The organism is Actinomadura flavalba DSM 45200 (assembly GCF_000374305.1).
GTDB classification, from domain to species: domain Bacteria; phylum Actinomycetota; class Actinomycetes; order Streptosporangiales; family Streptosporangiaceae; genus Spirillospora; species Spirillospora flavalba.
This window is the reverse complement of record NZ_KB894094.1, coordinates 721,528-742,822: the sequence shown is the minus strand read 5'-3', so window position 1 is coordinate 742,822 and position 21,295 is coordinate 721,528. Positions and strand designations below refer to the sequence as shown.

The following is a 21,295-nucleotide window of genomic DNA, read 5'->3' as shown; positions in this document are numbered from 1 at the left end:
TCATCACGCGGCATGTTGCGTGGCTGTGCGGGCGGCGCGCAGTGCGGCCCTGTGAGTGGCGTGCTGCGCGGTGCATCACGCGGCATGTTGCGTGATGCGCGGGTGGCGTGCTGCGCGGCCTGTCACGCGGCGTGCTGTGCGGTCCTGCGGGCGGCATATTGCACGGCTCCGCGGGCGGCATGTTGTGGGCCTCTGCGGGCGGCGTGTTGCGTGGCTCTGCGAGCGGGCTTCGGCGTGGCCGCCTGCGGGCGGCCGTGGCCGTGGCCCTGGGGCGGGTCTATGGGGTGAGTGTTCGGCGGATGCGGGCGAATGCCGCGTTCAGGTCGGTGGAGGCGGTGGGGTTCCAGGAGTGGGTGGTCACGGTCATGTCCTCCGGGCGGGGGTGTCCGACGCAGTGCGGGGCCAGGGCGGTGAAGAAGGCGTCGGGGTCCAGGAGGGTCTCGGGGGTGGCGACGCCGGGCGGGCGTCCGGCCAGGAGGCCGACGGCCGCGCCCAGGGGGATGCCGGTCGCCGCGCCCATCGTTAGGTCGCCGGGGACCTGGGCCAGCGCGCAGCCCACGGCCGCCGGTGCGCCGTCGCGTGCGCCGGTCGCCAGCGCGAACAGGGGCGGGAGCCGGCGCCGCCGGAACGCGCGGGCCGGGTCGGCGGGGAACCGGCGGTCGGCCCATTCGGCGACCGTCGCCGCGCGGTGGGGCGACACGAGTCGGTGGTCGACGGCGCGACCGAGCGCGCGCAGCCCCGCGACCGTCATCGCGTCCGCGAACGTCACGTTCACGCTGCCGCGCACCGACGGGAACGCCGCCGGGAGCGTGAGCGCCTCGGGGTGCCCGAACGTCCAGGCCGTGTGCCGTCCGGCGCCCGGGTAGTCGACGACCGTGCGCCGCAGGGGCCGTTCGTCCACCGCACGGCCCCGCCGCGTCACGCGGATCGTCCCGGTCACCTGCCGGACGGCGTGCACGACCGCCGCGTTCGGCACCCCCGGCCTGGCGGGGCCGTCGAGCCCGCCGAGCGTCAGGTCCCAGCCGGTGACGATCCGGTCGACACGGTCGAGTTCCCGCGCCGCCGTGACGGCCAGCAGGTTCGACACGCCGGGACTCGCCCCCATCCCGACCAGCGCCGTGACGCCCGCCGCCCGCGCGGCACCGTCGAGCCCGAGCATCTCGACGGTGGGCTCCCAGTAGTCACAGATGTCGATGTAGTCGCACCCCGCCGCGATGGCCGCCCGCAGCACGGGCACCCCGAACCGGAAGAACGGCCCGACGGTGTTCACGACGACGTCGACGCCCCGCATCGCCGCCGCGAGCGCCACCACGTCCCGCACGTCCAGCCCCAGAGCCCGCACCCGCACGCCCGCATCGCGCGGGACAGCCCCGAACGACGCACCGTCCCACGCGTCCGGGTCGAGGGCTCGTGTACTCGCGTCGTGGGGCACACCGTCGCGCGTGTCCGGGTCGGAGGCTCCTGTGCTCGCCTCGTCAGGCGCACCGTCCCGTGCGGCCGGGGTCACGGCTCGTGCGCTCGCGTCGTGGGGCGCACTGTCCCGTGCGGCCGGGGGCAGGGCTCGTGTGCTCGCGTCGTCGTCGGCGTCGTGTTTCTTAGCGCCGAGCGGCGTGCCGTCCCGCATGGCGGGGCCGGGAGGATTTGCCTGCGTGCCTGCGTCAGGCTGCGCTGTAGGCGTTGCCGCCGCCTGTGCGTCCGGGTTGGGCGATTGCACGCGTGTGCGGGTGTCGGCGGCGTCGCGTTGTGCGGGCGCGCGGGTGTCGCCGTCCTTTGGGCTCGGGCCGCTAGGACGCGTCCGCGCGTCTGTGCCGGGGGAGCGGGGGCCGGTGGTGGGCGTGGTCTCCTGTAGGAGGCGTGCGGCTGCGGCTGCGGCGCGGGCGGGGTCCAGGTCGGTGACGATCAGGTCGATATCGCGATGAAGTGCCAGCAGCGTGCGGCAGGCGTGCAGGCCCATGGTGCCCGCGCCGCCGAGGGCGAGGATGCGCATCCGGTCCACCTCGAATATATTGACTGACGTGACAGTCAAGAAATTAGGCCGCCCGTCCCTGGCGCGTCAACGGCGCGACGAGATCCTGCTGGCCATGGCCACCGTCGTCGCGCGTGACGGACTGCCGGCCACGACGCTCGCCGCCGTGGCCGAGGCCGCGGGGCTGCGGCGTACTCTGGTGCTGCACTACTTCCGCAGCCGGGACGAGCTGGTGGCGGCCTTCGTGGAGGAGGTCGTCTCCGCCTACGGCCGGGAGATGATCTGGGGCGACCCGTGCCTCCCCGCCGCCGACCGGCTGGACGCCCTGTTCGCCCCGGGCGCCTACGCCGACGAGGCCGACCTGCGCGTGTGGACCGAACTCGTCACGCTCGCCTCCCGCGACACCGCCGTCCGCGACCGGCTGCGCCATCTGTGGGCCGACCACTGGCTCCCCGAGGCCGAACGCCAGCTCGCCGCCGAGTACCCGTCGGCGCCGAGCGAAGACATCGCCGCGACCGCCTACACCCTCGCCTGCCTGGTCGAGGCCCACTGGACCTTCCACCTCCAGGGCATAGCCGAACCCCGCCGCCACCACCTCCACGCCACGGCCACCGCACTCCTCACCCGCCTAAGCCCCCCGGCAAACCACCCCGATCCGGCCGCACCCTGACCGGCGCAGACGCCGCCCAACCCGCACCGAGGCGCGCACTGCTCGGGCACGTGCTGCTCGGGCACGTGCTGCCCGTGGTCGACGTGCGCCGAGGCGGGCACCGACCGGGCGTGCGTTGATCGCGACCGATGTCGTCTCGGCGTGCGCGGAGGCGAGCACGTGTCGTCCCGGGCGCGCACTGATCTGGGTTGGCGCTGTCCGGGCGTGTGCCTAGGTGGGCGCGCGCTGGCTCGGTCCTGGGTTGGCTTGGCCGCGCACTTGATTTGGGCGCGTGCTGATTGGGGCTGACGCCGTCTAGGTGCGCTGAGGCGGTCGCGCTCTGACCGGGCGCGCTGGCTCGAGTGCGCCCTGGCTCCGGCGTGCACTGGCTCGGGCTGATGCTGTCCGGGCGTGTGCTGACTCGGGCGCGTGCTGGCTCGGTTGCGCGTTGGCTTGGCCGCGCGCTGACTCGGGCGCGTGCTGATCGGGCTGACCCCGTCTCGGTGTGCGGAGGCGGGCGTGCGCTGGCTCGGGCGTGTGTTGGTCCGGGTGCGTGGTGATGCGGGTTGGCGTCGTTTTGGCATGAGGTGGGCGGGCACTTGTTGGCTCGCGTGTGCGCCGGTCGGGGTGTACTTGGGAGGGCTCCTGTTGGCGGGGGTGGGGGTTGGTGTGGTGCGGGTTGGTTTGGGGGTTTGTTGACCTGGGTGGGTGCTGCTGGGGACGTTTCGTGGCGGCGTGGGGTGGCTAGGTAACGGACGACTGATCGTCCGCCCCCCGGTGACGCGCACGCCCGGCTGGGGGAGGTGGGATGGCGTACCGCCACAGGCTGTGGCCCCCCGCGTGCTGGTCGTTGCGGCTGCGGGTGACGGTGGTCGCCACGGCCGTGTTCGCCGTTCTGGTGCTGCTCGGCGTCTTCGGGTTCTACACGCTGATCCGCGCCACCCTTTACAGCGAGCTGGAGGGCAACGGCGCCGTCGCCGTCAGCGACGTCGCGGCCGCCGCCCGCAAGGCCGCACCGGGCGCGCTGGTGCCGCGCCGCCCCGGGTTCTCCCTGTTGCAGGTCGTGGACGAGAAGGGGCGGGTGCTGGCCGCCAGCCCCGAACTGTCCGGTGAGCCGCCGATGACGCGCGACCGCCCGCCCGGCCGGGAGGAGCGGCTGAGTCAGATCGTGTCAGTGCCCGGCGCGGGCGACCAGGTGTACGTCGTCGCGTCGTGGGTGCGGGCGCCGGACGGCTGGCGCGTCGCCTACGCGGCGGCGCCGCTGCCCGCGCTGGAACGTACCACGCGCACCCTCATCGGGGCGCTCGCGCTCGTCGTCCCGGTCACGCTGGCGATCGTCGCGTGGGTCGTGTGGCACGCGGTGCGCCGAGCGCTGCGGCCGGTGCGGCGGATGCGCGCCGAGCTGTCCGCGATCACCGGCGGCGACGACGACGGGCGCGTCAGCGTCCCGTCGACCGGCGACGAGGTCGCCGCGCTGGCCGAGTCGGTCAACGTCACGCTGCGCCGGTTGAACAAGGTGCTGGAACGGCAGCGCGCCTACGTCGCGGACGTCTCCCACGAGCTGCGCAGCCCCCTCACCGGCCTGCGCACCGAACTGGAGGCGGCCCTCGAACACCCCGACGACGAGGACTGGCCCACCGTCGCCCGCGCCGCCCTCGACGACGCCGAGCGGCTGCACCGGCTCGTCGCGGACCTGCTCACGATGGTGAAGCTCGACGCGGGCGTGCCGCTGGAGCGCGAGGCCGTCGACCTCGGCGATCTCGTGGCGAAGGTGGCGCACCGGCGCAAATGCCGGGTGTCCATCGGGGTTGAGGAGAAGCCGGGCATCCTGGTGTGGGCGGTGCCGTCCACGCTCGTCCAGGTCATGACGAACCTGCTGGACAACGCCGAGCGGCACGCGCGCAGCCGCATCGAGGTGCGGGTCCGGGTGCTGGGCGACGAGGCCGTGGTGACCGTCGCCGACGACGGCTCGGGCATCGCCGCAACAGACCGCGAGCGCGTCTTCCGGAGGTTCGAGCGGCTGGCCGAGAGCCGCGCCCGCGACCGGGGCGGCAGCGGCCTCGGCCTCGCCATCTCCCGCGAGATCGCGGAAATGCACGGCGGCAGCCTCCAGATCACCGACGACGGCCTGACATCCGATCCGCGCGCCGAGCCGGGTAGCGATCGGGACGCCGAGGCAGGCCCCGAGTGGGGCGCCGAGCCCGGCTCCGCGCGGGGTGGTGGGCCGGGCGTTGAGCCGGGTGCCGAGCCCGGGTCCGAGCGGGGCGTCAAGCGGGACGGTGGGCCGGGCGGTGAGCCGGGTGCCGAGCCGGGCTCCGAGCGGGGCGCCGAGCGGAGCACCGAGCCGGGTGTTGAGCGGGGCGTCGGGCGGGGTGTCGAGTGGGGTGCCGAGCCGGGCGGTGAGGCGGGCGCCGGGCCGGGTGTGGAGGGGGGCGCCGGGCGAGGCGCCGGGCGGGGCATCGAGTGGGGCGCTGAACCGGGCGGTGGGCCGGGTGCTGGGCGGGGCGCCGAGCCGAGTGCTGGGTCGGGCGTCGCGCGGCGTGCCGAGCGGGGCGGCGCGCCGGGCTCCGGGCAGGGCGGCGAGCAGGGCGGCGCGGGGGGCTCCGAGCGGGGCGGCGAGCGGAATGCTGGGCAGGGTGCCGGGTCGGATGGTGAGCGGGGTGTCGGGTCGGGCTCCGAGCAGGATGCCGCGCCGGGCTCCGAGCGGGCCGCCGGGCAGGGCGGCGAGCAGGGCGGCGCGCTGGGCTCCGAGTGGGGTGCTGGGCGGGGCGGTGAGCCGGGTGTTGAGCGGGGTGTCGCGCGGGGTGCTGGGCGGGGTGCCGGGTCGGGTGGTGAGCGGAGTGTCGGGTCGGGCTCCGAGCGGGGCGCCGGGCGGGGCTCCGAGCGGGGTGCTGCGCCGGGCTCCGAGCGGGGCGCCGGGCGGGGGGCTGCGCTTGAGCTTCGGTTGCCGCTTTCTACCGCGCATCGGCACCTGCCCAGTGAGCGGGGGTGATTCGGGTGCGTCGTTGTCGGGGGCGTACAAGAAGTTTCTTCATGTTTGTGGCAGGTGCGCTATAGCGTCGGCGCCGGGGATGGTCGGATCGTCGGAGGTGATCGCACCCTTCCTCCCCCCTGCGAGGTGCGCATGTCGCGTCGTCCGCTCGTGCTGCTGCTCGGTGTCCTGCTCGCGGGGGTGATGTCCGCCGGGCTGGTCGGCGTGCCCGCCGCCGGGGCCGGGGCGGTGCCCGAACCGTCCACCGGCGTCACCGGCGTCCCGTTCGCGGGCACGACGCCGTCCGGGGAGGTGCGCGGCTACCTCGACGCGCACAGCCACCTCATGTCCTACGAGGCGTTCGGCGGCAAGCTGATGTGCGGCAAGCCGTTCGACGAGAAGGGCGTCGCCGCCGCGCTGCGCGACTGCCCCGACCACGAGCCGCACGGGGTTCCGGCGTGGTTCGAGAACTTCACCCGGCACGGCACGCCGTTCGGGACGCACGACACGCGTGGCTACCCGGACTTCCCGTCCTGGCCGGCCGCGAACTCCCTCACCCACCAGCAGACCTACCACGCGTGGATCGAGCGGTCGTGGCGGGCCGGGCAGCGGGTGCTGGTGAACCAGCTCGTCGCGAACCGGGTGCTGTGCGAGATCTACCCGCTGAAGAAGAACGCGTGCGACGAGATGGACTCGCTCCGCCTCCAGGCCAAACGCACCCGTGAGATGGAGGCGTACATCGACCGGCGCGCGGGCGGGCCCGGCAAGGGCTGGTTCCGGATCGTGGAGAGCCCCGAGCAGGCCCGGCAGGTCATCCAGCAGGGCAAGCTCGCCGTCGTGCTCGGCGTCGAGGCGTCCGAGCCGTTCGGGTGCGGGCTGTCCAACGGGGCGCCGCGCTGCACCGAGGCGCAGATCGACAAGGGGCTGGACGAGCTGCACGCGCTCGGCGTCCGCTCGATGTTCGTCTGCCACAAGTTCGACAACGCGCTGTGCGGGGTGCGGTTCGACTCCGACGCGCTCGGCGTCATCCTCAACCTCGGCAACTTCGTCGGGACGGGCCGGTTCTGGCAGGCCGACGCCTGCTCCGCCGACGCCCCGCACGACAACCCCATCGCCCCGGCGGGCGGTCTCGGCGATCTCCTGGCCGGGCCGCTGCGCGACCTGCGCGGCCACGGGATCACCGCGCCGCTGTATCCGAGCGGGACGCACTGCAACGTCAACGGCCTCACACCCCTCGGTGAGCACGCGATCAAGGGGATGATGCAGCGCAAGATGATCGTGGAGCTGGACCACATGAGCGCCAAGGCGGCCGACCGGGCGCTGACGCTCCTGGAGGAGGCCCGCTACTCGGGCGTCATGTCGTCGCATTCGTGGACCGACGAGCGGTACGTCCGCCGCGTGTACGGGCTCGGCGGGATGGTCGCGTCCTACGGCCACGGCGCCGAGGCGTTCATCGCGACGTGGCGCCGCACCAAGGCGCTGCACGACGGCGGCTCGTTCGGCTTCGGCTACGGCCTGGACGCCAACGGCATGGGCCCGCTGCCGCCGCGCCGCGCGGGCGCCGAGAAGAACCCGCTCCGCTACCCGTACCGCTCTCCGATCGACCCGGGCGTCACCGTCGACCGGCAACGCACCGGCAACCGCACCTGGGACGTCAACACCGAGGGCGTCGCCAACTACGGCCTGGTCCCCGACTGGATCGCCGACATGGGCAACCTCGCCGGCGAACCGATCATCACCGACCTCTCCCGGGGCGCCGAGGAGTACCTGCGCATGTGGGGCCGCACGACCCGCTGACCAGACGGCCGCCCTGCTCGGCCTCGGGCGAAAACTTGGAGGTCGTCCAAGGCGTCCCCGGCATGGACGGGCGGCGCGCGCGGGCGGCACGACGCCAGCGTCGCGGAAGCCGCAGGCGGTCCGGCGGCACGAGAATGGCGCAGGGCGGTAGTCGTACGGAGTGCGCCGCTGCCTATGCTCGGCGGGACGGATCGGGGAGGCGTGGTGGTGGAGAAGGTCGGGGCGCGGGAGTTGGTGCGGCGGATTCTGGATGGGTTCACATCGTGGGATGTGGCGCCTCGGGTCGTTGCCGTGCCTGGGTCGGGGTATGCGGCCGATCTGGAGCGGGCGGCGGCGCGGAGCGGGTGCGACGAGGCCGTGCTGACGGGGGAGGGGACGCTGCGGGGGCGCCGGGTGGCGGTCGTGGTGTCGGAGTTCGGGTTCCTCGCCGGGTCGATCGGGCGGGCCACGGCCGACCGGATCGTCGCCGCCGTCGAGCGCGCCACCGACGCCGGGCTGCCGCTGCTGGCCGCGCCCTGCTCGGGCGGCACCCGGATGCAGGAGGGCACCGCCGCGTTCGCGCAGATGGCCCGGATCACGGCGGCCGTCGCGCGGCACCGCGCGGCCGGTCTGCCGTACCTGGTGTACCTCCGGCATCCGACGACGGGCGGCGTGTTCGCGTCCTGGGGGTCGCTCGGCCACCTGACGGCCGCCGAGCCCGGCGCCCTGATCGGCTTCCTCGGCCCGCGCGTCTACGAGGGCCTGTACGGCGAGCCCTTCCCCGACGGCGTCCAGACCGCCGAGAACCTGGCCGACCAGGGGCTCGTCGACGCCGTCGTCCCCCTCGACGCCCTCACCGACGTGGCCTCCGCCGCCCTGGCCGTCCTCGCCGCCGACCAGCCGCCCGGCCCCGCCGAGCCCTCCGCCGTGGACGCGCCGCGCCCGGCCGGCGGGGCGGCGACGGCGCCCGCCTCGGCGTGGGAGGCGATCGAGCGGTCGCGGCGCCCGGAGCGGCCCGGAGTACGGGAACTGCTGCGCGTCGGCGCGGCGGACGTGACGCCGCTGTCGGGCACCGGGCAGGGGGAGGCCGACCCGGGGCTGCTGCTGGCGCTGGCGCGGTTCGGGGACGCGCGGTGCGTCGTCGTCGGGCAGGACCGGGTCAGCCAGCGGACGGGCCATCCGCTCGGCCCGGCGGGGCTGCGGGTGGCGCGGCGCGGGATGCGGCTGGCCGCCGAGCTGAGCCTTCCGCTGGTGACGTTCGTGGACACACCGGGCGCGGTGCTGTCGGCGGAGGCGGAGGAAGGCGGCCTGGCCGGAGAGATCGCCCGCTGCCTGCACGACATGCTGGTGCTGCCCGCGCCGACGCTGTGCGTCCTGCTCGGCGAGGGCACCGGCGGCGCGGCGCTGGCGCTGCTCCCCGGCGACCGCGTCCTCGCGGCGACGCACGGGTGGCTGTCGCCGCTCCCGCCGGAGGGCGCGTCGATCATCGTGCACCGCACGCCGGACCGCGCGGCGGAGATGGCCGAGCAGCAGGGCGTCGCGTCGCCCGCGCTCGTCGCGGCGGGCATCGTGGACGCCCTCATCGACGAGCGCCCCGACGCCGCCGACGAACCCGAGGCGTTCTGCCGCCGCGTCGCCGCGACGATCGCCGCCGAGCTGCCCGGCCTGCGCGCGGGCGACGCGACGGCCCGCGCCGCCCGCTACGCGCGCTGACCTCAGAGCGTGAGGCCGGTGAGCACCATGACCTTCTCCTCGGTGTAGTCGTCCATGGCCGAGCGCAGGCCCTCGCGGCCGACGCCGGAGTCCTTGACGCCGCCGTACGGCATCTGGTCGGCGCGGTAGGACGGGACGTCGCCGATGACGACGCCGCCGACCTCCAGCTCGCGGTGCGCGCGGAACGCGACGTCGAGGTCGCGGGTGAAGATGCCCGCCTGGAGCCCGAAGGCGGAGTCGTTGACGCGCGCGAACGCGTCGTCCACGCCGTCCACCGGTTGCAGGACGAGGACCGGCCCGAAGACCTCTTCGCGCAGCACCCGGGCGTCGTGCGGGACGTCGGTGAGGATCGTCGGCGCGTAGGCGGCGCCGTCGCGCGTGCCCCCGGCCAGCACGCGGGCTCCGGCGGAGACGGCCTCGTCCACCCAGGACTCGACGCGTTCGGCGGCGTCGCGGGAGACGAGCGGGCCGACCTGCGTCTTGTCGTCCCACGGGTCGCCGGTGACGAGCCCGTTGACGGCCTCGACCAGCTTGGGGGTGAACGCGTCCAGCACGGAGCGGTCCACGTAGACGCGCTGCACCGCGATGCACGACTGTCCCGCCTGGTAGTTGGCGAACAGGCCGATCCGCGCCGCCGCCCAGTCGAGGTCGGAGTCGGGCAGGACGACCGCCGCCCCGTTGCCGCCCAGCTCCAGCGTGACGTGCTTGCGCGGCACCTGGTCGTTGATGGCCCAGCCGACCGGCACCGAGCCGGTGAACGACACGATCGGCAGGCGCGGGTCGTCCACGAGGGCGCCCGCGCGGTCGTTGGGCACCGGCAGCACCGAGAACATGCCGGGCGGCAGGTCGGTCTCGGCGAGCAGTTCACCGAGCAGCAGCGCCGACAGCGGCGTGGCCGGAGCGGGCTTGACGACGATCGGCGCGCCGACCGCGATGGCCGGGGCGATCTTGTGGGCGGTGAGGTTCAGCGGGAAGTTGAACGGCGAGATGCCGAGCACCGGCCCGCGCGGCACGCGCGTCACGTACGCCATCCGCCCGTTCGCGGCGGCCTCGGTGTCGAGCCGCTGCACCGAGCCGGACCAGCGGCGCGTCTCCTCCGCCGCGAAGCGGAACGTCGCGATGGCCCGGTTCACCTCGGTACGCGCCCAAAGCAGTGGTTTGCCGTTCTCGCCGGTGATGAGGCGGGCGACCTCGTCGTGCCGCTCGGCCAGCCGCCGCGAGACGTGCAGCAGCGCGTCCGCGCGGACGTGCAGCGGCAGCGCCGCCGCCTCCTTGCGGACGGCGTGCGCCGCCGCGAGAGCCTCTTCGACCTGCGCGGGCGTCGGCACCGACGCGACGCCGACGCCGCGGCCGTCGAAGGGGTGTGAGACGGCCAGTTCCCCGTCACCGGTCGCGGCGCGCCCGGCCAGCCAGAAAGGTGTCACGTTCATGTCGTCTGCGGCGCCCGGGGCGCCTGCTCCCTTCGCTCGGCGGCTACGGCTTTCACGCTATCTCCGCACGTGCCGCCGCGCGCGGGGCGAATCCGTAGATCTCGCTCACGAGCGCGTAGGAGCGCAGGCGGTCGGCGTGGTCGAAGACGCTGGTGGTGATCATCACCTCGTCGGCGGCGGTCCGCTCCAGCAGCGCGTCGAGCTTCGCGCGGACGGTGTCGGGGCCGCCGATGATCTGGTCGTCCAGGCGGGACCGGACGAGGTCCTGTTCCACCGGGCTGAGCGGCTGGTCGGCGACCTCCCGCGGCGTCGGCAGCGGCCCCGGCAGGCCCTGGCGCAGGCGGAGGAACTGGAGGGCCTGCGGGCGGGCCAGCTCGCGGGCGGTCGCGTCGTCGTCGGCGGCGGTGACGGACACGCCGATCAGCGCGTACGGGGCGTCCAGCACCTCCGAGGGCCGGAACGAGTCGCGGTAGAGCCGGAGCGCGGGCAGCGTGTGCTGCCCGCTGAAGTGGTGCGCGAACGCGAACGGCAGCCCGAGCAGCCCGGCCAGCCGCGCGCTGTACCCGGACGAACCGAGCAGCCACACCGGCGGCCCGTTCCCCGCCGCCGGGGTGACCTTGCTCGCGGGGTCGAAGTAGGAGCGCAGCTCGGCGACCTGCTCGGGGAAGTCGTCCACCGACATCGCCTCGGCGCTGCGCCGCAGCGCCCGCGCGGTCGGCTGGTCGGTGCCGGGCGCGCGCCCGAGCCCGAGGTCGATCCGGCCCGGGTACAGGCCCTCCAGCGTTCCGAACTGCTCGGCGACGACCATCGGCGCGTGGTTCGGCAGCATGATCCCGCCCGATCCGACGCGCATCCGCCCGGTCGCGGCCGCGACCTGCCCGATGAGGACGGCCGTCGCGGAACTGGCGATTCCCGGCATCGCGTGGTGCTCGGCCAGCCAGTACCGGTGGTAGCCGAGATCCTCGGTGTGCCGGGCGAGGTCGAGCGTGTTGCGGAGGGCTTGCGCGGACGTCGATCCCGACACCACGGGCGCCAGGTCGAGCACGGAGAACGGAACGGTCATACCAGTGGCAACCCGGCCCCCTACCGGCGTGTTCCCGGCGGACCTACCGCCGTTCGGACGGGGACCGGGGGAGGCGGCCGAGGCCCGGGAGGAAGCGGCCGACGCGGGCGGCGTAGTCGAGGTAGGCGGCGGGGTGGGCGCGTCGCAGGTAGGGCTCCTCGACCGCGCGGACCTGGAGCTGGATCGCCGCGACGGTCGTCGCGAAGCCCGCCAGCGAGACGACGTTGGGCACCATGAGGGCCAGGCCGCCCGCGGTCACGATCATCGCGGTGAAGATGGGGTTCCGGGCCAGCGCGAACGCGCCGCCGGTCACCAGCTCGGTGCGCTCGCTCTCCCGGACGCCGATCCGCCAGGACGCCCCCATCGAGCCCTGCGCCGCCGATGTCGCCACCACTCCGGCGACGGCCGCCACCACGCCCGCAACGCGCACGGCGCCGTGGTTCAGGAAATCGACGGCGGGCAGCCCGGCCAGCGCGGCGACGGGACCGGCGGCGCCGAGCAGCAGCGCGCCGGTGAACACCACCCGCGCCCACCACTGGAGGCTCCCGGCGGTCATTCCGCCGCCGCGCCAGCCGGTGTCGCCGGTGCGGCGCCACTGCACCAGCGTGCGCAGCCCGAACGCCAGCGCGGCCCAGACGAGATAGATCAGCAGCGCGGCGACGGCCACGACGACCTCCGGTTTCACGAGCACGTCCCCACCGGGCCGCCGCCCTCGGCGCCGTACGTGGGGCACAGGACGACGGCCCGGTCCGTGGCGGTCAGAAGGTGCTCGGCGGAGCGCAGCAGGTCCAGCAGGGCGGGGGCGGCGAGGAAGTAGAACGACTGGCGTCCCTCGGGGCGGTAGTCCACGAGGCCGCAGCCGCGCAGGCACCCGAGGTGCTTGGACACCGTGGACTGCGCCAGCCCCAGCTCACCGGTCAGGTCGACCACGCGCGCCTCGCCGCGCGCCAGGCGTTGCAGGATCGACAGCCGCACGGGGTCGGCCAGCGAGTGGAACAGCGCCGCCGCCGGGTAGAGCGGAGCGGCCCCGGACGCGTCCGGCTGCGGCCCGGACCACGGGCGGCCGGGCGCGCCGCCGAACTGCGCCGCTACGGGCGGCGCGGGGCGCCGGCTAGTCGTCGTCCTCGTCGTCCAGGCGGGCGAGCCAGGTGGCGAGGCGTTCGACGGGGGTCTCGAACTCGGGGTTGAGGTCGACGAACTCGCGCAGGCGCTCGGCGAGCCAGGTGAGCGTGACCTCTTCGGAGCCGCGGCGGTCGGCCAGTTCCTCGATGCCCCGGTCGGTGAAGTACATGGCGTTTCGCTCCTTTGCGACGACAAGGGCCCCGGCGCGTACGGAACGCGCCGGAGCCCTTCGGGACCGTCGTTACTTCTTCGCGCCGAACAGACGCTCGATCAGCGCGTCCTGCTCGGCCTGGTGGACCTTCGTCGAACCCACCGCCGGGGACGACGACGCCCGGCGCGAGACGCGGGACATCCGCAGGCCCTCGATGTGGTGCGGCAGCTTCAGCGCCATGAACGGCCAGGCGCCCATGTTGGCGGGCTCGTCCTGCACCCAGACGACCTCGGCGTCCGGGTACTTGGCCAGCTCGGCCTTCAGCTCGTCCACCGGCGGCGGGTACAGCCGTTCGACCCGCACGACCGCCGTGTCGAACGCGCCGCGCTCGTCACGCTCCCGGGCGACGTCGTAGTAGATCTTGCCGGTGGTGAGCGCCACCTTGCGGACGCCGGACGGCTCCACCTTCGGGTTGCTCTCGGCGATCACCGGCTCGAACCGGCCGGACGTGATCGCCTCGACCGGGGACGTGGCCGCCTTGAGCCGCAGCAGCGACTTGGGCGTGAACACCACGAGCGGCTTGCCCCGGCCCGACAGCACCTGCCAGCGCAGCAGGTGGAAGTAGTTCGCCGGGGTCGTCGGGTAGACGACCGTCATGTTGTCCTGCGCGCACTGCTGGAGGAACCGCTCGATGCGGGCCGACGAGTGGTCGGGCCCCTGGCCCTCGTAGCCGTGCGGCAGCAGCAGCACGACGGGGGACCGCTGGCCCCACTTCTGCTCGCCGGAGGAGATGTACTCGTCGATGACGGTCTGCGCGCCGTTGACGAAGTCGCCGAACTGCGCCTCCCACGCGACGAGCGCGTCGGGACGGGTCATCGCGTAGCCGTACTCGAAGCCCATCGCCGCGTACTCGCTGAGCAGCGAGTCGTGCACGTAGAACTTCGAGACGCCCTGCCCGAACTGCTTGAGCGGCGTGTACTCGGCGCCGGACCTGCGGTCGACCAGGACGGCGTGCCGCTGCCCGAACGTGCCGCGGCGGCTGTCCTGCCCGACGAGCCGCACGGGCCGCCCGTCGATGAGCAGCGAGCCGAACGCCAGCAGCTCGCCGGTCGCCCAGTCGATCGCGTCGTCGGAGATCGACTGCACGCGGCGCTGGAGGATCGGCTGGAGGCGCGGATGGACGCTGAACCCCTCGGGCAGGCTGACCTGCGCGTCGATGAGCCGCTTGACGGTCTCCGCGGAGATCGCCGTGCCCGCCGACGCGTGGTCGATCGGGATGCGCTCCTCGACGTCGGGCTTGACGACCGACCCCGGCTCCAGCGGCTTCTTGACCGCCTCGCGCGTCTCGGTGAAGGCGCGTTCGAGCTGCTCCTGGTAGTCGCGCAGCGCCGCCTCGGCCTCCTCGACCGTGATGTCGCCGCGCCCGATCAGCGCCTCGGTGTACAGCTTGCGGACCGAGCGCTTGGCGTCGATCAGGTCGTACATGAGGGGCTGCGTGAACGAGGGGTTGTCGGACTCGTTGTGGCCGCGCCGCCGGTAGCAGACCATGTCGATGACGACGTCCTTGTGGAACGTCCGCCGGTACTCGAACGCGAGCTGCGCGACGCGCGCGCACATCTCGGGGTCGTCGCCGTTCACGTGGAAGATCGGCGCCTGGATCATCCGGGCGACGTCGGTGGAGTACACCGACGAGCGCGAGTACTCCGGCGCGGTGGTGAACCCGACCTGGTTGTTCACGATGACGTGGACGGTGCCGCCGGTGCGGTACCCGCGCAACTGCGACAGGTTCAGCGTCTCCGCGACGACGCCCTGGCCCGCGAAGGCCGCGTCGCCGTGCACCAGGATCGGCAGGACGGTGAAGCCGCCCTCACCGGCGTCGAGCATGTCCTGCTTGGCGCGGACGACGCCCTCCAGGACGGGGTCGACGGTCTCCAGGTGGGACGGGTTCGCGACCAGCTCGATGTGGATCTTGGAGTCGTCGTCGGCGACGAAGTCGCCCGAGGCGCCCAGGTGGTACTTGACGTCGCCGGAGCCCTGGGCGCTGCGCGGGTCGAGGTTGCCCTCGAACTCACCGAAGATCTGCCCGTAGGACTTGCCGACGATGTTGGCGAGGACGTTCAGCCGGCCGCGGTGGGCCATGCCGACGACGACCTCGTCCAGCTCGTCCTTGGCGGCCGAGGAGATGACCGCGTCGAGCAGCGGGATGAGCGATTCGCCGCCCTCCAGCGAGAACCGCTTCTGCCCGACGAACTTGGTCTGGAGGAAGGTCTCGAACGCCTCGGCGCTGTTCAGCCGCCGCAGGACGTGGAGCTGCTCCTCGCGGGACGGCTTGTCGTGCGGGATCTCCACGCGCTCCTGAATCCAGGCGCGCTCCTCGGGGTCCTGCATGTGCATGTACTCGATGCCGACGGTGCGGCAGTAGGCCATGCGCAGCACGCCGAGGATGTCGCGGAGCTTCATCGTCGCCTTGCCGCCGAAGCCGCCGGTGGCGAACTCGCGCTCCAGGTCCCACAGGGTGAGGCCGTGCTGGAGGATGTCGAGGTCGGGGTGGCGGCGCTGGCGGTACTCCAGCGGGTCGGTGTCGGCCATGAGGTGGCCGCGGACCCGGTAGGCGTGGATCAGCTCGTGGACGCGGGCGACCTTGGCGACGTCGTCCTCGTGGGAGGCCGAGATGTCCTTGACCCAGCGGACCGGCTCGTACGGGATGCGCAGGGCCTCGAAGATCTCGTCGTAGAAGCCCTCCTCACCGAGCAGGAGCTGGTGCACGCGGCGCAGGAAGTCGCCGGACTGGGCGCCCTGGATGATGCGGTGGTCGTAGGTGGACGTCAGCGTCATGACCTTGCTGATGCCCATGCGCGCGAGCGTGTCGGTGGACGCCCCGGCGAACTCGGCGGGGTACTCCATGGCGCCGACGCCGACGATCGTGCCCTGCCCCGGCATGAGGCGCGGCACGGAGTGGACCGTGCCGATGGTGCCGGGGTTGGTGAGGCTGATCGTGGTGCCCTGGTAGTCCTCCAGGGTGAGCTTGTTGCCGCGCGCCTTGCGGACGATCTCCTCGTAGGCCGCCCAGAACTGGCGGAAGTCGAGGGTGTCGGCGCCCTTGATGCTCGGCACGACGAGCTGCCGCTGCCCGTCGGGCTTTTGGAGGTCGATGGCGAGGCCGAAGTTGACGTGCTCGGGCCGGACCAGCACCGGCTTGCCGTCGACCTCGGTGTAGGCGGCGTTCATCTCGGGCATCGCGGCGAGCGCGCGCACGATGGCGTAGCCGATGAGGTGGGTGAAGGAGACCTTGCCGCCGCGCCCGCGCTTGAGGTGGTTGTTGATGACGATGCGGTTGTCGATCAGCAACTTGGCGGGGACGGCGCGAACGCTCGTCGCGGTGGGGACCGCGAGGCTGGCCTCCATGTTGGTCGCGGTGCGGGCGGCGACGCCGCGCAGCCGGACCTCCTCGGCGCCTGCGGGGGCGGGCGGCGGGGCGGACTTGCTCTTGTCGGCCTTGCCCGCCGGCTTCTCGGCGCCCTTCGCCTTGGCGGGGGCCGGCTTGGCGGCGGCCTTGCCGCCGGAGCCGGAGTCCTTGGGGGCGGCCTTGCCCGGGGGAGGGGCGGGTTCGTCACGTGCGGCCGTGGAGCCGGGTTCGCGGCGTGCGGCGGGGGTGCCCGCCTCGCCGTTCCCGGCCGGGGCCGCCTCGGGGGAGGCGCTGGTGGTCGCGGCGGGCCGGGCGTCCGGCCGGTAGTCCGCGAAGAAGTTCCACCAGGCTTCGTCCACCGAGTTCGGGTCTTCGAGGTACTTCTGGTACAGCTCGTCGACCAGCCATTCGTTGGCACCGAAGTCAGGGGTCTTGGGGTCGGCACTTGTTTGCGACGACTCTGTCGACACGGCGGAGATCGCCCTCTTCCGCAGCTCGCAGGTGAGTTCTGAGACACGTCAAGGCTACTCGCATCCCCACCTCGTCTGTGCCAGCGCGGCAGGATACGGGGCCCGGCGGGGTGTTTCCGGCCGGTTCGCGGGGGCGGGACCGGCCTCCACCACGGGTTTGGAGGCCGATCCGCCGGGGTAGGGCTGAACGGCTGCGCGCTCAGTGGCTGTGGACGGGGACGGTCGGGCCCTCGCTGGCCTGGACGAGCACGAACCCTTGCCCCTGGAACGAGAGCTGGACGGCCTCGCCGCTGCCCCGGCCGATGAACGCCGCCGCCTTGATCGTCCGGTTGATGCCGGTCTGGAGCGTGGTGCTCCACGCGACCGCCGACTGGGCGTCGGCGAACGTGGGCGCGCGGCCCGCGTCCAGCATGACCGGCGTGCCGTGCACGTGCAGCGCCACCCAGCCGGTGCCGGTGAGCGTGGTGTTGAACAGCCCGCCCGCCATCATCCCGGCGCCCTGGACGCGGCGGATGTCGGCCTGGAGGTGCGAGTCGTAGGCGAGCAGGTTGGCGCCGTTGACGGTCAGCGACTCGTTCTCCAGGTAGAACAGGTGCAGCTCCTCGGCGTTGTGGGCGAGGAACAGCAGGCCCTGCCCGGTGGCCCGCATGAGCGGCGCGCCCTCGCCGGTGGCGAGCTTCTTGAGGAACTTGCCGACGCCGCCCGACCCCTGGAACTCGAAGTCCATCTGGCCCTGGAACGCCACCATCGCCCCCTGGCGGGCGATGACGTCGCCGTTGAGGTGGACGCGGAGCATGCGCGGGTTCTGGAGCGCGAAGTGACCGGGCGTCTGGTCGTCGAGGTTGTTGAAGAACGAGCTGCGCATCGCCGGAGGGCCTTCCAACTGGTCGGACGTGGTGGACCGCCAGCTTAGGGAGGATTTGCGGCGATCAGGCCCGGTCGTGCGGCTCCGTCCAGTCGGTGAGCGGCCCGATCGGGACGATGCCGGTCGGGTTCACGTGCGGGTGCGTGCCGTAGTAGTGCCGCTTGATGTGGTCGAAGTCGGTCGTCTCACCGAACGCCGGGATCGCGTAGAGGTCGCGCGCGTAGCCCCACAGGTTCGGGTAGTCGACGAGGCGGCGCAGGTTGCACTTGAAGTGGCCGTGGTAGGCCGCGTCGAACCGGGCGAGCGTGGGGTAGAGGCGCACGTCGGCCTCGGTGACGGCGTCGCCGAGCAGGTAGCGGCGGGTGGCCAGCCGCTCTTCGAGCACGTCGAGCGTGGCGAAGACGCCGCGCGCGGCCTCCTCGTAGACGTACTGCTCGGTGGCGAACCCGGCGCGGTAGACGCCGTTGTTGAGCGTCCGGTAGACGAGGTCGTTGATCTCGTCGATCTCGGGCCGCAGCGCCGCCGGGTACAGGTCGGGGGCGCCCTCGGCGTGCAGCGGCGCCAGCGTCGTCTCGAACTCCAGCGTGATGTTGGGGAAGTCGTTGGTGGTGAGCCGCCGGTCCTGCGTGTCCCACACGCAGGGGACCGTGTAGCGGCCGGTGAACGACGGGTCGGACGCCAGGTACAGCTCGGACAGGTACGTCGCGCCGGTGACCGGGTCGGCCTGCGGGAACCGCCAGCCGCGCTCGTCGCGGATCGGGTCGACGACGCCCACGGAGATCGCGTCCTCCAGCCCGAGCAGCCGCCGCACGATCAGCGTCCGGTGCGCCCACGGGCAGGCCAGCGAGACCAGCAGCCGGTAGCGGCCCGCCTCGGCGGTCAGCGGGTCGGTGAAGCGGTTGGGCTGGCGCACGAAGGCCCCGCCCTTGATCTCGTCCGTGACCATCTCGATCCCCTTCCGGTCGCCTCCCCCCATCGTTACGCGACCGGGCGGGACCCCGGAACCCCCCGGCGTCCCGGGGTCGAAGCCGAGCGAGATTCGGTCGGGTGGTACCACTGGGTAACCCCTTGGTGGTTACCTAGGGGAGTTCGCAGCGGGCGATGTGAGGAGACAGGGATGTCGGAACTGCGCTACGACGGCCGGGTCGCGATCGTGACCGGGGCCGGGCACGGGCTGGGCCGCCGGCACGCGCTGGAGCTGGCCGCGCGCGGCGCCAAGGTCGTCGTCAACGACCTCGGCGGCGACCGCGCCGGCGCCGGGGCCTCGGCCGGACCGGCCCAGGAGGTCGTGGAGGAGATCCGCAAGAACGGCGGCGAGGCCGTCGCCGACCCGGGCAACGTCGCGGACGCCGACGGCGCGGCGGGCATCGTCCGGACGGCGATCGACGCGTTCGGCAAGGTCGACATCGTCGTCAACAACGCGGGCATCCTGCGCGACAAGTCGTTCAAGAACATGACGGCCGAGGAGTTCGACTCGGTCGTCGCGGTGCACCTGCGCGGCTCGTTCCTGGTCTCCAGCGCCGCCTGGCCGCACCTGCGCGAGCAGGGCTACGGCCGCATCGTCAACACCTCGTCCCCGGCGGGCCTGTTCGGCAACTTCGGCCAGGCCAACTACGCGACCGTCAAGATGGGCCTGGTCGGGTTCACCAAGACGCTCGCGCACGAGGGCGCCAAGTACAACATCAAGGCCAACGCCATCGCGCCCGTCGCCTGGACGCGCATGACCGAGGACCTGCTGCCCGCCGACTTCGCGGACAAGCTCGGCGTCGAGCAGGTCACCCCGCTCGTCGCCTACCTGGCGCACGAGGAGAACCCCGACTCCGGCGAGGTCTACACCGTCGGCGGCGGCCGCGTCGCGAAGATCTTCGTGGCGGAGGGGCCGGGCTGGGGCAGCAAGGAGACGCTGTCGGTCGAGTCCGTGCGCGACAACTGGGCGGCGATCAACGCCGGCGAGCCGCTGACGGTGTTCAAGAACGTCGGTGAGCAGATGGGCCCGCTCATCCAGCACCTCACCTCCTGACGGGACGCCCATGGGCGACCTCCGGGTGGAACGGCGGGACGGGGCGGCGGTGCTCACCCTGTCCCGCCCGGATCGGCTGAACGCGGTCACCGCGCGCCTCACCGAGGAACTGCTCGGCGCCCTGGACGGGCTGGCCCGCGACACCGCGACGCGCGTCGTCGTGCTGACGGGGGAGGGCCGGGCGTTCTCGTCCGGCATGGACCTGCTGGCCGGTGACGAGAGTGACGGCGGCGAGGGCCGCGTGCAGCGCCTGCACCGCGGCATCGCCCGGGGCGGCGAGGTGACGGCGCGGCTGCGGGAGATCCCGCAGCCGGTCATCGCCGCGCTGCACGGGCCCGTCGCGGGGATGGCGGTGGCATGGGCGCTCGCCTGCGACCTCCGCGTCGCAGACCCGACGACGCGGTTCGTCGTGCCGTTCACCGACCTCGGCCTGTCGGCGGGGGACTGCGGGCTGTCGTGGCTGCTGCCCCGGCTCGTCGGCCCGGCGCGGGCGGCGGAGATCGCCTACCGGGCGGAACGGTTCACGCTCGACCGCGCCGACGACCTCGGGCTGGTCACCGAGCGGGCCGCCGCGGGCGGCGACCTGGCGGCGGCGCTGGAGCTGGCCGCCGAACTGCTCGGCAAGTCCCCCTACGGGCTGGCCCGCACCAAGGAACTGCTCAACATGGCGCTGGACGCGCCGGGGCTGCGCCGCCACCTGGCGGCCGAGACCGCCGTCCAGACCCTCGCCTTCTTCACCGAGGACCTGGCCGAGGGCATGGCGGCCACGCTGGAGAAGCGGCCCCCCGAGTTCCGGAACCGCTGAGCGCGGGGCGGGCCGCACCGGCCCGCCCCGGCGTTCAGGCGAGCGCGCCCGCCAGCGCCTCGGTGTAGCGCAGCGCGGCCAGCCGCGCGAGCGCGGGGTGCGCGCCGAGCGGCCCGGCGTAGCCGGCGCCGGACGCGGCGGCGACCTGGGCGACCGACGCGGCCTCGGGCTCGTGCCCGATGAGGTGCGGCGCGATCGCCACGTTGGCGGCGCCGGACGCGCGGAGCTGGTGCGCGGCGGCGGCGAGCGCCTGCTCGTCGCGGAGCGGAACGGTGAACACCGGGCACGCCAGCCGCGACGCCAGCAGGACGCTGGACACCTCGGCCTGCCGGACGGCACCGACGTCGCCCGGGGTGCCGACGATCACGGCGCCCGCGGCGGTGACCATCGTCATCATGCGGATGCGGTCGGCGCGGGCCAGTCCCGCGTCGGCGAGCCGGTCGTGCAGCGCCTCGGCGATGAGCGGGTGCGGGCCGAGCGCCTCGGCCGGGACGACGGGGACGGGCGCCCGCGCCGCGTGGTCGGCGACGGCGGCGGCCAGCGCCGGGTCGTGGACGGACGCGAACGGGACGACGACCGCCGCGGGTTCGTCGGGTCGGTGCTGCCGCAGCCCGGCCAGCAGCGGCGCGAGCGCCGCCTCCTCGCCGTGCAGGTGGCCCACGAGGGCCGGTTGGCCGGTGTGCTCGATCTCGACCAGCCGGGCGATCTCGGCGGCGATCTCCGCTCCGGGCCCGTGGGCCGGGCCGTTGACCGCCAGGACGAGGGCGGGGGAACCGGGGGGCAGCAGGAAGGATTCGTCGCCGCGGTGCCGCCCGCCCCGGGGGGCTCGGCGGCGTCGCGACGGAAGTGCCTCGGATGCCTGGCTTTCGGGACTCACGGCGGGAATCG

At 73.7% G+C, this 21,295-nt stretch carries 16 protein-coding genes; 6 read left to right on the top strand and 10 right to left on the bottom strand.

The window, feature by feature from the left end; genetic code table 11:
* Nucleotides 1–277: 277 nt before the first annotated feature.
* The gene (locus tag C229_RS34670) at nucleotides 278–1,348 is read right to left on the bottom strand and encodes a saccharopine dehydrogenase family protein (RefSeq protein WP_018655511.1); all 1,071 of its coding nucleotides are present in this window, start codon (nucleotides 1,346–1,348) and stop codon (nucleotides 278–280) included.
* A 667-nt stretch (nucleotides 1,349–2,015) separates the two neighbouring features.
* Between C229_RS34670 and C229_RS0112965 the strand changes: the two genes are divergently transcribed.
* From C229_RS0112965 to C229_RS0112950, 4 genes are all read left to right on the top strand, one after another.
* Nucleotides 2,016–2,636 carry a TetR/AcrR family transcriptional regulator gene (locus C229_RS0112965; RefSeq protein WP_169513832.1) on the top strand — a complete coding sequence of 207 codons (621 nt, stop codon included), beginning with the start codon at nucleotides 2,016–2,018 and terminating at the stop codon, nucleotides 2,634–2,636.
* A gap of 787 nt (nucleotides 2,637–3,423) precedes the next feature.
* Entirely contained in the window at nucleotides 3,424–5,607 is a 2,184-nt protein-coding gene (locus C229_RS32815; protein WP_018655509.1) for a sensor histidine kinase, read from the top strand.
* 132 nt (nucleotides 5,608–5,739) lie between these two features.
* Complete coding sequence (locus C229_RS30355; protein WP_018655508.1) at nucleotides 5,740–7,383, top strand: amidohydrolase family protein; 1,644 nt, start codon at nucleotides 5,740–5,742, stop codon at nucleotides 7,381–7,383.
* A gap of 174 nt (nucleotides 7,384–7,557) precedes the next feature.
* A complete protein-coding gene (locus tag C229_RS0112950; RefSeq protein ID WP_026313736.1) occupies nucleotides 7,558–9,075 on the top strand; it encodes a carboxyl transferase domain-containing protein in 1,518 nt (505 codons plus the stop codon).
* Between the two features lie 2 nt (nucleotides 9,076–9,077).
* On the opposite strand, the gene C229_RS0112945 is transcribed toward C229_RS0112950, so the two are convergent.
* The 8 genes from C229_RS0112945 to C229_RS0112910 all read right to left on the bottom strand — a co-directional run bounded on the left by C229_RS0112945 (nucleotide 9,078) and on the right by C229_RS0112910 (nucleotide 18,528).
* Entirely contained in the window at nucleotides 9,078–10,505 is a 1,428-nt protein-coding gene (locus tag C229_RS0112945; RefSeq protein ID WP_018655506.1) for an aldehyde dehydrogenase family protein, read from the bottom strand.
* Nucleotides 10,506–10,557: 52 nt separating this feature from the next.
* Nucleotides 10,558–11,568, bottom strand: coding sequence for an LLM class flavin-dependent oxidoreductase (locus C229_RS30350; protein ID WP_018655505.1), 1,011 nt, complete (start codon nucleotides 11,566–11,568; stop codon nucleotides 10,558–10,560).
* Between the two features lie 43 nt (nucleotides 11,569–11,611).
* On the bottom strand, nucleotides 11,612–12,259 hold the full coding sequence (locus C229_RS0112935; RefSeq protein ID WP_240487221.1) for a methyltransferase family protein: 648 nt from the start codon (nucleotides 12,257–12,259) through the stop codon (nucleotides 11,612–11,614).
* Entirely contained in the window at nucleotides 12,250–12,567 is a 318-nt protein-coding gene (locus C229_RS30345) for an ArsR/SmtB family transcription factor (RefSeq protein WP_051108962.1), read from the bottom strand. Before C229_RS30345 ends, C229_RS0112935 begins: the two co-directional genes overlap by 10 nt.
* Nucleotides 12,568–12,679: 112 nt before the next feature.
* Nucleotides 12,680–12,859: a DUF6104 family protein gene (locus C229_RS0112925; RefSeq protein ID WP_018655502.1), complete on the bottom strand. Its 180-nt coding sequence runs from the start codon at nucleotides 12,857–12,859 to the stop codon at nucleotides 12,680–12,682.
* Nucleotides 12,860–12,931: 72 nt separating this feature from the next.
* A complete protein-coding gene (locus C229_RS0112920; protein WP_018655501.1) occupies nucleotides 12,932–16,717 on the bottom strand; it encodes a multifunctional oxoglutarate decarboxylase/oxoglutarate dehydrogenase thiamine pyrophosphate-binding subunit/dihydrolipoyllysine-residue succinyltransferase subunit in 3,786 nt (1,261 codons plus the stop codon).
* Nucleotides 16,718–16,916: 199 nt separating this feature from the next.
* Nucleotides 16,917–17,582: an AIM24 family protein gene (locus C229_RS0112915; RefSeq protein ID WP_018655500.1), complete on the bottom strand. Its 666-nt coding sequence runs from the start codon at nucleotides 17,580–17,582 to the stop codon at nucleotides 16,917–16,919.
* A 64-nt stretch (nucleotides 17,583–17,646) separates the two neighbouring features.
* Nucleotides 17,647–18,528 (bottom strand): glutathione S-transferase family protein, encoded by an 882-nt coding sequence (locus tag C229_RS0112910; protein WP_018655499.1) that lies wholly within the window; start codon nucleotides 18,526–18,528, stop codon nucleotides 17,647–17,649.
* 171 nt (nucleotides 18,529–18,699) lie between these two features.
* Between C229_RS0112910 and C229_RS0112905 the strand changes: the two genes are divergently transcribed.
* Both C229_RS0112905 and C229_RS0112900 read left to right on the top strand, forming a co-directional pair.
* A complete protein-coding gene (locus tag C229_RS0112905; protein ID WP_018655498.1) occupies nucleotides 18,700–19,602 on the top strand; it encodes an SDR family oxidoreductase in 903 nt (300 codons plus the stop codon).
* Between the two features lie 10 nt (nucleotides 19,603–19,612).
* Nucleotides 19,613–20,407 (top strand): enoyl-CoA hydratase/isomerase family protein, encoded by a 795-nt coding sequence (locus tag C229_RS0112900; RefSeq protein ID WP_018655497.1) that lies wholly within the window; start codon nucleotides 19,613–19,615, stop codon nucleotides 20,405–20,407.
* 34 nt (nucleotides 20,408–20,441) lie between these two features.
* Here C229_RS0112900 and C229_RS0112895 read toward each other — a convergent pair whose 3' ends face one another.
* On the bottom strand, nucleotides 20,442–21,284 hold the full coding sequence (locus tag C229_RS0112895; protein WP_018655496.1) for a sirohydrochlorin chelatase family protein: 843 nt from the start codon (nucleotides 21,282–21,284) through the stop codon (nucleotides 20,442–20,444).
* Nucleotides 21,285–21,295: the final 11 nt, after the last annotated feature.

What these genes read in the sequence shown, in the direction of transcription:
- C229_RS32815 (WP_018655509.1), top strand. Translation starts at nt 3,424, where the DNA reads ATGGCGTACCGCCACAGGCTGTGGCCCCCCGCGTGCTGGTCGTTGCGG.
- C229_RS30355 (WP_018655508.1), top strand. Translation starts at nt 5,740, where the DNA reads ATGTCGCGTCGTCCGCTCGTGCTGCTGCTCGGTGTCCTGCTCGCGGGG.
- C229_RS0112950 (WP_026313736.1), top strand. Translation starts at nt 7,558, where the DNA reads ATGCTCGGCGGGACGGATCGGGGAGGCGTGGTGGTGGAGAAGGTCGGG.
- C229_RS0112945 (WP_018655506.1), bottom strand. Translation starts at nt 10,505, where the DNA reads ATGAACGTGACACCTTTCTGGCTGGCCGGGCGCGCCGCGACCGGTGAC.
- C229_RS30350 (WP_018655505.1), bottom strand. Translation starts at nt 11,568, where the DNA reads ATGACCGTTCCGTTCTCCGTGCTCGACCTGGCGCCCGTGGTGTCGGGA.
- C229_RS0112925 (WP_018655502.1), bottom strand. Translation starts at nt 12,859, where the DNA reads ATGTACTTCACCGACCGGGGCATCGAGGAACTGGCCGACCGCCGCGGC.
- C229_RS0112915 (WP_018655500.1), bottom strand. Translation starts at nt 17,582, where the DNA reads ATGCGCAGCTCGTTCTTCAACAACCTCGACGACCAGACGCCCGGTCAC.
- C229_RS0112910 (WP_018655499.1), bottom strand. Translation starts at nt 18,528, where the DNA reads ATGGTCACGGACGAGATCAAGGGCGGGGCCTTCGTGCGCCAGCCCAAC.
- C229_RS0112905 (WP_018655498.1), top strand. Translation starts at nt 18,700, where the DNA reads ATGTCGGAACTGCGCTACGACGGCCGGGTCGCGATCGTGACCGGGGCC.
- C229_RS0112900 (WP_018655497.1), top strand. Translation starts at nt 19,613, where the DNA reads ATGGGCGACCTCCGGGTGGAACGGCGGGACGGGGCGGCGGTGCTCACC.